The organism is Martelella sp. FOR1707 (assembly GCF_053484265.1).
Genome location: NZ_JBAKFP010000001.1, coordinates 26,106 through 37,925, shown reverse-complemented (window position 1 = coordinate 37,925; position 11,820 = coordinate 26,106). Strand labels below are relative to the sequence as shown.

Sequence of the window (11,820 nt, the reverse complement as noted above, 5' to 3'; positions counted from 1 at the left end):
AGAACGTGTCAGAACAAGCAAAAAACTGGGAGGATGTGCACCGCGAACTGCAGCGCGAGATCATTTCCGGACACCGCCATCCCCGCGAACGACTGGTGGAAGACGAGATCATCGCGCGGACCGGCGCCACCCGCCACGCCGTCCGACTCGCCTTCTCTGAGCTGGAAAAGACCGGCCTCGTGGTACGCGAGCGCAACAAGGGCGTGCATGTGCGCGACTATTCGATCCGCGAGATCGAGGAGCTATACGAAATCCGGGAATGCCTGGAGCGGCAGGCGGCCCGCCGCTTCAGGGAGCCGGCCTCCGCTGACACGATCGAAGCACTGACCGAGATTGCAGGCCGCCACCGCGAGGCGTCGCGCCAGCAGCAGTTCGGCGCGGTATTCGAACTCAACAACAGGTTCCACGAGACGCTCTACCGGGCATGCGGCAACCGCCAGCTTGCCGATGCCATTCAGCACTACACCTTCGCAACCCATCCCATCCGCACCCGCGCTTTCACCAGCGGCGAAATCCGCGAGATTGCGATCGCCGAGCATTTCGAAATGATCGATGCCCTTGTCGCTGGCGACGCCGACCGGCTGTGGAGCATCATCGAAAGCCACATCCGCCGCCCGAAGGATTTCTATCTGAAAGCCAACGCCATCGGCGAATATGCACGCATAGCGTGACCCCAACGTGGCAAGGACCCGCCCCGTAGCCGCCCGCGGTCAATTCCATTTTTTTTGCGAAAAGGCCCAGACTGTTGATCCCGGCCAAAATGTCGGTGGTCACGCCTGATCTGCTGACGAAGTAAGGCAAATCATGGCTCCGGCTGGCCCGCTGTCGACCCAGGGTCTTGGACAAGGCGTGTCCAAATCCGGCCTTCGGTCTCAGTGGGCTTTCAAAAGAACTGGACACCGCAACCGCAGGAACCGCCGAGAGCTCTAATATTCATTGCGCGCTCGTAATATGAGCGATTGCTTGACTGCGCTTGATCCAGTTCGCGGCGCGCGGTTGCAGGGAGGGAATCCGGGAGGTCCGCAAATCGGCGGAAAATGCAAAACAAAAACATTATAAATATCATTTTCGGAATTTACGCCGATTATCGGTCCATTTTGTATTTTATCGTTGCATTTTGTATCCAAAAATGGATTATCTCGGCCCGAAGGGGAGATTCCATGACTGCAATTGCCGCTGCCAGCGAAATCATCATCATCGGATATGGAGAGGTCGGCCGCGCCTTCGGCCAGCAACTGGAACAGGCCGGCGAGCAGCCTCTTTATGTCGATCCGGTTGCCACCGCTCGCGATGAACGGCATCAGGTCGTACCAGCCTTGCCGGACCATATAACGCCCGGCTCGCTGGTGCTCGGCGTGTTTCCCTCGGCCGTCGCCGCAAGCGTGGCGCGCGATGTCGCGAAGCGGGCCGGCGCTTTCACCTATGCCGACCTGTCGTCTTCACCGATGACGCTGATGCGCGACTGCGATGCGATTTTGGCGGATACCGAGGTTGCTTTCGTCGATGGCGCCATCATGGGGTCGGTCGATCTGTCCGGGGCAGGTTCGCCGATCATTCTCTCAGGCGCTGAGGCCGAAAACGTGTCTGCGGCGCTCAATCGTCTTGGCTTCAACACCCGCGCAATGGCCAATTCTCTTCCGGGAGAAGCCGGCGGACTGAAGCTCCTGCGCACGCTGATGTCCAAGGGCATCGAAGCGCTGGCCGTCGAGTGCTACGCGACCGCGCAGCGCATGGGGCTTGAGGCGGAGCTGCGCGAAAATCTTGCCGATATCAGCGCACGACCCTTTCCCGACCTGCTCGATGCCATGGTGCGGACACATGTCCTGCATGCCGCCCGGCGCGAGCATGAGGTCGAGGATGCCATCGCCCAGGCGCGCAGTTTCGGGCTGCAGACCCCGGTGTCCGATGCGGTTCTGGCCGCTTATGCAAGAACATCGCAGCGGATTTCACAGGAAAGGCCTGCGGCACCAGCCAATGTAGCGGAGGCGGTGCGCTGGCTTTCCGCAGGTCTGTCGTGACCGGGCGCCGTTTGCGCCGCTTTCTGAAAGCCTGGCGGCCGCTTCCCACACACCACCATTTGACTATCGGAGAGAAGAAATGACTGCCGGCTTCAGAATTCATGCCCGCAAATCCAGGGTCGAAAGCGCTCTCGTGGAGGGGTTTGCAAGCCTTCCCGTCGCCAATGTTTCGGACGCGATGAACCGGATGACCGCCGCCGGGTCGCGGCTGCGTCCGTACCATGCCGAAGGGCGGATCATGGCCGGCCCGGCGCTGACGGTAAAGACCCGTCCCGGCGACAATCTGATGGTGCACAAGGCGATCGACATGGCGGAAGAGGGCGACGTCATCGTCGTCGACGCGGGCGGAGACCTGACCAACTCGATCATGGGCGAGATCATGGTCTATCTCGCGCAGGAAAACCGCGTGGCCGGGTTCGTGATCAATGGCGCGATCCGGGATGCGGAGGAAATCCGCGAAAGCGGCATGGCGATGTTTGCCGCCGGCGTCTCCCATCGCGGCCCTTACAAGGACGGCCCCGGCGAAATCAATGTTCCGGTTGCGATCGACGGGATGGTGATCAAGCCCGGAGATCTGATCCTTGGCGATGGCGACGGCGTGCTCTGCGTTCCGGCCGGCGAGGCGGCGGAAATCCTTGAGGCTGCGCGCGCAAAACAGGCTGCGGAGCAACAGGAGATCGCCGCGATCCGCAACGGCACGGTGGATCGCAGTTGGGTGAATGAAATTCTGGCCAACCGCAACGTTGAATATATCGACTGACAGTTAACGCTCTAGGAGGAGAAAAACCATGGAAAAGAAAACACTGACAGCACTTGCCGCGGCGATGACGCTTTCGCTTGCAGCCCACGGCTCGGCGCAGGCCGAGGTGACCGAGGCGCAGTTGCAGGAACTGGCGAAGACCTTGCCGGAAAAGACCCAGGTTTCAGTGCTGGCGATCGACAGCAGCACGTCGGAATGGAGCATGCTTGAGAAGCCCTTCTGGGAGGAGGTCGTGCCGCGGCTCAGCGATGGCCGGATCGACGTCAAGCTCAGCTCGATCACCGAACTGGGCGTGCCCGGTTCGCAGATGGTCACCCTGGTGCGCTCGGGGGTCTACGACATGGCCGATACCGTTGCGTCCTATGCCAGCGAAAACATGAAGATTCTGGATGGCATGGACATTTCCGGCGTCACGCCAACGATCGAGGGCGTACGCGCCAGCAGCGACGCCTTCATGCCGGTCATCAATGAGACCCTGTCGAAGAAGGCGGGATCGGTTGCGCTTGCAAGCTGGCCGACCACTGGTCTCGTTCTGTGGTGCGGCGCAAAGGTTGAAAGCCTCGAAGACCTGAAGGGCAAAACCGTTCGCGTTTTCAGCGGCACGCAGGCCGATCTGATCACCGCGCTCGGCGCGACTGCAGTTTCCATGCCGTTTGCCGAGATGGCGCCGGCCCTGCAGCGCGGCGTTATTGATTGCGGCATCACCGGCACCGCCAGCGGCAATATCGCCAAGCTGCCGGAGGTCACGAAATATGTCTATGCGCTGAACACCGGCTGGGCCCCGCAGATCAGGATCGTGAATGAATCCTGGTTCAACAAGCAGGCGCCGGAAGTTCAGGAATGGCTGCGTCTTGCCAGCGAATATTTCGAGCAGGAAATGGCCTGGCCGACGCAGATCCGCAACCACAATATGGGCCTGTGGTGCACCGCCGGCGACGCGCAATGCGACGACAGCGGCGCGTTCCAGAAATATGATGCGACCGTCACGGTTCCGACCGAGGCCGAACTGGCCGAGGTCGCGCGGCTAACGCAGGAAAAGGTGCTGCCGAATTTCGCCGGCAATTGCGGTGAAGCCTGTGTATCGGAGTGGAATGCAACGATCGGCGAGCTTGTCGGGATTGAGATGAAGCAGTAGAGCCGGTTGGCAACGGGGGCCGGTCGGGTCAAGAGACCTGATCGGGCCCTTTGCCTTTCGGCATCGCAGCTTCGATGTGTCTGAAACCGCTGACGTGGGAAATCCGCATATGACATCCGCACCTGTCCCCAAAAAGCGCTCGCTGTTGCAACAGGTTACCATCCTGGCCTCCCGCGCCGGTGGTTATGGCCTGCTCGGCATCGCTGCGATGATTTGCGTGGATACGATCTCGCGCAAGCTGTTCAAGGTCTCGATTACCGGGTCGACCGAGATCACCGGTTTCGTTTTCGCATTCGCCACCGGCGTTGCGATTGCCTATGCGGCGCTGTTCACCGCGCATATCCGGCTCGATGTCGTGCAACGTCTGTTGCCCACCCGCATTCGGGGGTCACTCGATGTTCTGGCCGCTATGACCATGCTGATCGGCGCGGCCATTTTGAGCTGGAACGAGTGGCTTCAGTTGAAGGAAGCCATCGAATTCGATGCGACCTCGACCTTGCTCAATATTCCGCTGGTCTATCCGCATGCGCTCTTCCTGCTCGGGCTGTTGCTTTTCACGCTGGTCTCGGCGCTCGTCCTCATCGGACTGTTGCGCAGGTTTCCCCAGACGGTTGAGCACCCGGGAGCGCAAGGACATCAGAGCCTCGAAGAACTCGGCGACCTCTAGAGCAATTCCAGGTGAAGTGGATACCGGTTCACCGTCCGGAATTGCGTAAAAACAAAAGACAGAGCCTTTCCGCGTTTCCGTGAAATGCGGAAAGGCTCTAAAAAGCCCCGGAACAAAAGCCATGTCTATTCTCGGATTTATCGGCAGCCTCTTCGGCCTGATCGCGACAAGCATTCCGGTCGGAATTGTCCTGCTGTTCGCGGGCATTCTGCTCAGCCTGTTCTGGCTGCCCGTCAACATCATCTCGGTGATCGGGATCACCACTTGGGAAACGGCCACCAACGACTTGCTGGTCGCCATTCCTCTGTTCATCCTGATGGGCGAAATCATGCTGCACAGCGGCAGCGCATCGTCCATGTACCGCGCCTTGCTGCCATGGCTTAACCGCCTTCCGGGTGGTCTGATGCACACCAATATCGCCGCCTGCACCATGTTCGCCGCCACCTCCGGCTCCAGCGTGGCCACGGCCGCCACCGTGGGCACGATCGCCTTTCCCGAGATCGAGAAGAACGGCTACAATGAACGACTGTTCCTGGGCACGGTCGCCGCCGGCGGAACGCTGGGCACGCTGATCCCGCCCTCCATCAATATGATCATCTATGGCGCGATCACCCAGACCTCGATCCCGCAGCTTTATCTGGCGGGCTTCATCCCCGGCATATTGCTGGCGCTGATCTTCATGCTGGCGGTAATTCTCTGTTGCGTGTTCTTTCCGTCTTGGGGCGGCAGGAAAGAGACCTATGGCTGGGCCGACCGGCTGGGCAGCCTGCCGCAATTGCTGCCGATCTTCTTTATCTTCATCGTCGTTGTCGGTTCGATCTATGCCGGCGTTGCGACCCCGACCGAGGCCTCCGCGCTCGGCATTGCCGCTTCCCTGATCCTCAGCGCCTTCAACGGCACGCTCTCCATCGCCATGCTCAACAAGGCGATTGAAGGCACGATGCGTTCGACGGGCATGATCATGCTGCTTCTGATCGGCGCCTATTTCCTGAATTTTGCGCTCGGCATGTCCGGCTTTATCGAGCAGATCACGGACTATATTTCCGGTCTGGCAATGCCGCCCCTGGCCGTTCTGTGCATTATCATCGTGTTCTACATGGCGCTCGGCTGCGTGCTGGACGGGATTTCGATGATCGTGCTGACGGTCCCGGTCACCGCGCCGCTCATCATCGGTCTCGGCTATGATCCGGTGTGGTTCGGCATCATCCTGATGATGGTGATCGAGGCCGGGATGATCACGCCGCCGATCGGGATCAATTGCTATGTCGTTCAGGGGCTGCGGAAATCGGGGTCGCCAAACGACGTTTTCATCGGGATCCTGCCCTTCCTCGGCGCAATCATCGCCATGATCGGCCTGATGATCGCATTCCCCCAGATTGCGCTCTGGCTGCCGGAAAGCCTGCAATGACCACGAACACCGCGTCCGGCGCCTGGGACTGCCATTTTCACAGCCTCGATGCCGCGGCCCCGGTCGTTGCCAATGCCGTCATCGCGAACCGGACCGCCAGTTGCGCCGACTACCGCGCGGCGACCAAAGGGCTGGGCCTGACCCGCGGCGTGTTGGTGCAACCCTCCCTCTACGGCGGCGATCATACGGTCCTGCTGCGCGCGCTCGCTGAACTTGGCGCGGGATACCGCGCGACCGGCGTGATCACGCCGGATGTCGAGCGCGAAGCGCTTTCAGCGTGGCACGAGGCCGGCATGCGGGGGGTGCGCTTCAATCAGGTTCAAGCCGGCGCGACGCAGATCGAAGACATGCCGAAAACCGCCGCCCTGATCCGCGATCTCGGCTGGAATCTCGAACTGCACCTGCCGGCCAGGGAGCTCTCCCGCCATCATGAGATGCTCGCCGATCTTGGCGTCCCGCTTGTGCTCAACCACCTCGGCCGCTGCCGTCCCGGTCCTGGCCCGGATCTGGAGGCGCTCCTGCGGCTTTATGAACTGCCGCATGTCTGGGTCAAGCTTTCGGGCCCTTACCATGAGGATATGGACGACCTCTCCTGGGCGCATAGTCTTGATGTCGCAAAGCAGCTGATCGCCGCAGATTCCTCTCGGCTCATATGGGGAAGCGACTGGCCGCATGTGACCGAGAGTAAGCCCCCGGACTTCTCGAAGCTCCTTTCTTTCATTCGCACGGCGGCCGGCGATGAAACCGTCCTGCGCCGGATCATGTCGGAAAACCCTCAGGCGCTCTATCGTTGAAGGGCGAATGGGAAGGTTTCAAGTTACGGATGACAGCTTGTATCCATGAGACCTGCGTTCTAACCTGCCGGCTACCGACGAGAGACTCGTCTTTTCGCGGACAAGCCTATGAGAGTTGAATGATAAGGTCAGGTGTCGCATGAGCGTCAGTGACGATGTACACACGGAGTTGAGGCGCCGGTTGATCGCGGGCCACTTCTCACCCGGGGAAAAACTGCGGGAAGAACATATCGCGGCCGAACTGCATGTCAGCCGCACCCCCGTCCGGGCAGCGCTTCAGCGGTTGATCACGGAAGGTCTGCTCGAGGCCGCGCCAAAGCGCGGCGCCGTGGTCAGTCAGTGGACCGACAATGATATCGAGGAAATCTTCGAGCTGCGCATTCTCGCGGAAGGACTGGCCGCCGCCTGGGCGACGCGCAACATGTCGGACGCCGATATCACAAAAATGGAAGAGATGAACCGCGACATCGCTCGCGCGTTTGAAGGCAAAGCCCGTAATTTCAGGGACATCGTCCAGTCGGTGAACCATGAATTTCACATGCAGATTTATCAGGCCTGCGGCAGCGCAAGGTTGCGCAATTTCGGCACCTCGCTGCTGGAATATCCCAAACTGTTGGGCGGTTTCTACATCTACTCGGATAACGAAATCCAGGAAAGCATTCAGCAGCACGAGGATATTCTCCACGCGCTCCGGGCCCGCAACGAGCGATGGGCGCGCTCCTCTGTGACCTCCCACCTCAGCGCCGCTTTCGAACGGCTGAAACGCTCCCGCCGCAGGCCTGGCATGCCGCGACGTACGGTACGATAGAAAGGAGAGGTAGCTGCCATCCAAAGACCTGTGTGGTGAAATCCACCCGGACTTGCGGAGCAGAGGGCAACTCTTCACTTTGTCGGCATTTCTTTCAAAAAGAACGCAATGACATCGTGAACTCGAGTAAAGGACAAAAAGCTGTCCGAAACCTCGTGCTCATGGTTTTCGAGACAAATGGCGGCTTATGAATGCTGGCAATGCACAGGTTCAGCCGCCTGGGCTGGCGACGACCGCCAGCGACACCGCGCTTCGGTGGACACATCGAGCGGCTGATCGGAACGATGATGGGAACTGTTCATCAGCTGCCCGGGACAACGTTCAGCAATGTAAAAATCAGGGACGATATGAACCTTCGACGAAGTCGCTATGAGGTTTTCTACGGAAAGATTCTGATGACCGAACAAGAGCTTGGCATAGCTAGAATGACAAAAATGAGGCTATGTCCGGTTTGACTGATTTTGCGGTAATATGAGAAAGGCGGCTGGCACACCTCGGTTCGCCGACGCCCGCCGATGGCTCTGAAGCGGAATTTTCACAGTCTAAAACTCCGGTAATTATCGAGTTCGATGCAGTAGCGTCACGTTTCCTCCGTTGCGCTTGCTGCAATAAGGACAACGACAGATATCACAATAGGGAAAAAGGCGAGAACTCCCGATGGGGTCCTTCGCCATTCTTTCGGGACAATTTACGCCAAGGTTCACCAGACCGTCATGCCGACGAGATAACGAATTGGCTTGGCCAGAGATGATTGCAGGTGGAAAAGTACGGTATTCCAGCAGATAGCGGCCTCCCTGCATCATCAGCCAGATCGGTGGCGGGTTTACGGTCTCATCGTATGCGGGTCCAGGCGCGGACGCCGCTTCAGCCGGCATGCAGCAGCCACAGCGTTACCTGCGGGAACAGGACGAGGATCAGGATCCGGACGCAATCGGCCAGGAAGTAGGGCGTGATTCCGCGATAGATCGTGAACAGCGGAATGTCCGGCCGCATCGAACTCAGCAGCATCACATTGATCCCGATTGGCGGCGTCAGCATGCCGACGCCCACGAGCGCGACGTTCAATATGCCCCACCAGACCGGATCATAACCCATTGCAATGATGATCGGCAGCACGAAGGGCAGCGTGACGACGATGGCCGCCACCTCGTCGAAGATCGACCCGAGGAAGAGATAGACCACCACCAGGATGAAGATCACACCGAGCGGCGGCAGGTCCAGATTGTTGATGCCGACCACGATGTCGGTCGTCACGCCCGATATGCTGATGAAGTAGGAGAAGATCATGGCGCCGAAGACCATGATGTAGATCATCACGGTCGACACGCTGGCGTCGGAGAGCACGACCAGAAATGTCTTGCGGTTCAGACGCCCGCGGAAGATCGCAAACAGGAATGCCAGAACCACGCCGATCGCCGCCGCCTCGTTGACCGTGAAGACGCCCGAGTAGATGCCGCCCAGCACGATGACCGCCAGCATTATCGCGCCCCAGGACTTGCCGATCGCCCTGATCCGGTCCCTGTAAGGCAGGCGGTCCGTTCCGGGCATTGCGGCCGGATTACGCTTGGCGACGATCCAGATGGCGATCATGTAGAGCGTCACCGACAGGAGGGCCGGCACCACCGCCGCCGTGAAGAGCGAAAGCACGGACTGTTCCGTCAGCACGGCGTACAGGATCATGATGCTCGACGGCGGCACGATGATGCCGAGCGTGCCACCGGCGGCGACAGAGCCGGCGGCGCTGCCGGGGGAATAGCCGCGCTTGAGCATTTCCGGCAGCGCGACGCGCCCGAAAGTCGCGGTGGTGGCAACGCCCGAGCCACAGACGGCGCCGAAACCGGCGCTCGCGACGACGGTCGTGGCGGCGAGCCCGCCGGGGCGGTGCCCGACGAGCGCTTCCGCGGTTTCGTATATGTCCTTGGCAAGCCCCCCGGCGGTGGCAAGACCGCCCATCAGCATGAACAAAGGGATAACCGCGAGATCAAGGCTGGCCATTGTCGAGGCGGGTTCCGAAGCGAGAAGCGACAGCGCCGGGCCCCAGCCGGCCAGAAAGGCAAAGCCGACAACGCCGACAACGGCCATCGAAACGCCGATCGGCACGTGCGCCGCGACCAGAGCGAACATGACGGCAAAGCCGATCAGGGCAATGACAGAAGGCTCCATTTTTATGCGTCACTTTCAGAATTCGGGTTGCGGGAAGGCACAAGCTTCGTTTCGACTCCTTGCGGATCGACCCGCCCGCCGGTGACCATCACGATTATATCATTGATAAAATTCAGCAATTGAACGAAGGCGGCAAGAAAGAGGAACGCTGTTGCCGCGGCCCACCAGGGCCAGACCGGCCAGGCCAGCACCCAGGTTTGACGCGCGGTCCTGTAGGTTTCTTCCGTATAGGGCACGAAGTACCAGGCCATCAGCGACATGAAGATCAGAACCACCAGGCTCGCGAATACCCGGAACACCCGTTCGAGCGAGGGCCCTCCCATGGAGCCGAGTATCTCGACCGAGATATTGCTGCGGTCGTAGAGACTGGCGGGTATGCATGAGGCGATCACCACCGCCATGACGACCGAGCTGACATCGTTGACGCCATGGATCGGAGCCGACAGCAGCGACCGCGAGAGCACATCGATCGCGGTCGTGATCGCAAGCACGAGAAGGCCGCCAAACCCCAGCAGCGCCAACCAGCGCGTCGCGTAGCGCGTGATTTTATCTATGGAGGACACAGGAGTTACTCCCCTCGAAAACGGTGAGGTTCTGGTTTCGCGGCAAGGCATTGGAGAGAATGACAAGCGAACACGAACGGCGGACGGGTGCGTTTTTCACGCGCGCCGCCGCCCGTGTTCGGGCGAACCTACTGGCTCGCCGCGGCAACCGCCTCGCTGTATTTGTCGAAGATCTGCTGGCCGTTCGGCGTCTGCTCGATCCAGCTGTCGACCACGGTCTGCAAGCGGGCCTCCCACTTGGCCTTCTCCTCGGGCGAAAGGGTCACCATCTGCTGGGAAGGATCTTCCAGGGTCTTGGCGCGGAACTTTTCGTTGTTCCCGTCAAACTGCTCGCCCCACAGCCGTGAGAAGGCTTCGCCGGCGTTCTTGTCGATCGCCGCTTTCTGCTCATCCGAAAGGGCGTCGTATTTCGCCTTGTTCATCACGACCATGATGGGAGAGGTCCCCATATTGACGTCGAGATGAAATTTCGCGGATTCGATAACGCCGAAAATCGTCGCTGCCACCCATTCATTCACCGAACCTGCCACGAGCCCGCGCGACAGCGCCTCGCTGAGGTTTGAACTGGTGATGCCGCCGACAGGGGTTGCCCCGAGCGCCTCGATCGAATGCAGCAGCTGCGGGCCCGCTCCGCGAAGCCGCATGCCCTTGACCTCATCAAGGGTCTCGACCTTGGAGGTGGTGTGCAAAAGCGTGGGCGCGGTCGAGAACATGCCCAGTATCTTCACCTTGTCCATGCCTACGCCCTTGAACAGGCCCTCCTCGACCATCATGGCGCCGGCAACCGAGCCAACCGTCGCGGAAGGAATGACGCCAGGCAGCTCCATCACTGTCGTTTCCGGAAAGGCGCCCGGCGTGTAGCCGGCCACGATATAGCCGATGTCGGCCACGCCGCTGGAGACCATATCAAGGTGCGATGCGGGATCCCGACCCAAGGCGCCAGCCGGGAATACCTCGACGTCGAGCGTGCCGTTGGAGGCATCCGTCACATTTTTCGCCCAGACCGAAATGATGTCCTTGTAAAGGAACGAAGGGGCCGGAAGGCTGGTCACCATGCGCAGCTTTTCCGCCGCAGAAGCGCCGGTAACCGGAAAAAGAAGCATCGAGCAGGCAACGCCAACAGCGGCGATCCCCTTGGTAAATTTGGTAAGTTTTGACAATCTTTCCTCCCAAAGAAAGTTTAATTTTGCGCCTTCGAATTCTGCTTCAGGTCATTCTCCCGAATATCACCCTGCAGAATCAGAATACTGAACGCCTCCAGAACGGAATTTGCTTCGGTTAACTCGAATTGGAGCGGCAGATATATCTGAAAAACATGCTGTCCCGCGCCGAGCGTCCCCTTCCCGCTTTTGAGACAAAACACCTGTCGGGCAATCCTTGCCCGATCCTCCCGGATTTGCCTCAACTCCATTCTGGCATGCCAAACTAATTGATGGATGGCAAAAATCAAAGAGAATTATTGATTTTTTGCAAAATGGCATGCTATTTTGTCGAAAACCTCGGT

The 11,820-nt window shown here is 59.7% G+C and carries 11 protein-coding genes; 8 read left to right on the top strand and 3 right to left on the bottom strand.

The genetic code is table 11. From position 1 onward, the window contains the following. The first annotated feature begins 5 nt into the window (after positions 1-5). From V6765_RS00175 to V6765_RS00140, 8 genes are all read left to right on the top strand, one after another. Positions 6-671 (top strand): GntR family transcriptional regulator, encoded by a 666-nt coding sequence (locus V6765_RS00175; protein ID WP_448425442.1) that lies wholly within the window; start codon positions 6-8, stop codon positions 669-671. Between the two features lie 489 nt (positions 672-1,160). Further along, positions 1,161-2,018, top strand: coding sequence for a DUF1932 domain-containing protein (locus V6765_RS00170; protein ID WP_448425440.1), 858 nt, complete (start codon positions 1,161-1,163; stop codon positions 2,016-2,018). Positions 2,019-2,097: 79 nt separating this feature from the next. Then, positions 2,098-2,778 carry an RraA family protein gene (locus V6765_RS00165; protein ID WP_448425438.1) on the top strand — a complete coding sequence of 227 codons (681 nt, stop codon included), beginning with the start codon at positions 2,098-2,100 and terminating at the stop codon, positions 2,776-2,778. Between the two features lie 28 nt (positions 2,779-2,806). Beyond that, the gene (gene dctP / locus V6765_RS00160; protein ID WP_448425436.1) at positions 2,807-3,913 is read left to right on the top strand and encodes a TRAP transporter substrate-binding protein DctP; all 1,107 of its coding nucleotides are present in this window, start codon (positions 2,807-2,809) and stop codon (positions 3,911-3,913) included. 109 nt (positions 3,914-4,022) lie between these two features. Beyond that, positions 4,023-4,580 (top strand): TRAP transporter small permease, encoded by a 558-nt coding sequence (locus V6765_RS00155; RefSeq protein ID WP_448425434.1) that lies wholly within the window; start codon positions 4,023-4,025, stop codon positions 4,578-4,580. 121 nt (positions 4,581-4,701) lie between these two features. After that, complete coding sequence (locus V6765_RS00150; RefSeq protein ID WP_448425432.1) at positions 4,702-5,988, top strand: TRAP transporter large permease; 1,287 nt, start codon at positions 4,702-4,704, stop codon at positions 5,986-5,988. Continuing rightward, a complete protein-coding gene (locus V6765_RS00145) occupies positions 5,985-6,782 on the top strand; it encodes an amidohydrolase family protein (protein ID WP_448425431.1) in 798 nt (265 codons plus the stop codon). Before V6765_RS00150 ends, V6765_RS00145 begins: the two co-directional genes overlap by 4 nt. A gap of 139 nt (positions 6,783-6,921) precedes the next feature. Next, positions 6,922-7,590, top strand: a complete 669-nt coding sequence (locus tag V6765_RS00140; protein WP_448425430.1) for a GntR family transcriptional regulator — start codon at positions 6,922-6,924, stop codon at positions 7,588-7,590. An 864-nt stretch (positions 7,591-8,454) separates the two neighbouring features. On the opposite strand, the gene V6765_RS00135 is transcribed toward V6765_RS00140, so the two are convergent. The 3 genes from V6765_RS00135 to V6765_RS00125 form a co-directional block, all read right to left on the bottom strand. Beyond that, complete coding sequence (locus V6765_RS00135) at positions 8,455-9,753, bottom strand: TRAP transporter large permease (RefSeq protein WP_448425428.1); 1,299 nt, start codon at positions 9,751-9,753, stop codon at positions 8,455-8,457. A gap of 2 nt (positions 9,754-9,755) precedes the next feature. Beyond that, the gene (locus tag V6765_RS00130) at positions 9,756-10,316 is read right to left on the bottom strand and encodes a TRAP transporter small permease (RefSeq protein ID WP_448425426.1); all 561 of its coding nucleotides are present in this window, start codon (positions 10,314-10,316) and stop codon (positions 9,756-9,758) included. Positions 10,317-10,444: 128 nt separating this feature from the next. Further along, entirely contained in the window at positions 10,445-11,476 is a 1,032-nt protein-coding gene (locus V6765_RS00125; protein ID WP_448425425.1) for a TRAP transporter substrate-binding protein, read from the bottom strand. Between the last annotated feature and the right edge of the window lie 344 nt (positions 11,477-11,820).

What these genes read in the sequence shown, in the direction of transcription:
- V6765_RS00170 (WP_448425440.1), top strand. Translation starts at nt 1,161, where the DNA reads ATGACTGCAATTGCCGCTGCCAGCGAAATCATCATCATCGGATATGGA.
- V6765_RS00165 (WP_448425438.1), top strand. Translation starts at nt 2,098, where the DNA reads ATGACTGCCGGCTTCAGAATTCATGCCCGCAAATCCAGGGTCGAAAGC.
- dctP (WP_448425436.1), top strand. Translation starts at nt 2,807, where the DNA reads ATGGAAAAGAAAACACTGACAGCACTTGCCGCGGCGATGACGCTTTCG.
- V6765_RS00155 (WP_448425434.1), top strand. Translation starts at nt 4,023, where the DNA reads ATGACATCCGCACCTGTCCCCAAAAAGCGCTCGCTGTTGCAACAGGTT.
- V6765_RS00150 (WP_448425432.1), top strand. Translation starts at nt 4,702, where the DNA reads ATGTCTATTCTCGGATTTATCGGCAGCCTCTTCGGCCTGATCGCGACA.
- V6765_RS00145 (WP_448425431.1), top strand. Translation starts at nt 5,985, where the DNA reads ATGACCACGAACACCGCGTCCGGCGCCTGGGACTGCCATTTTCACAGC.
- V6765_RS00140 (WP_448425430.1), top strand. Translation starts at nt 6,922, where the DNA reads ATGAGCGTCAGTGACGATGTACACACGGAGTTGAGGCGCCGGTTGATC.
- V6765_RS00135 (WP_448425428.1), bottom strand. Translation starts at nt 9,753, where the DNA reads ATGGAGCCTTCTGTCATTGCCCTGATCGGCTTTGCCGTCATGTTCGCT.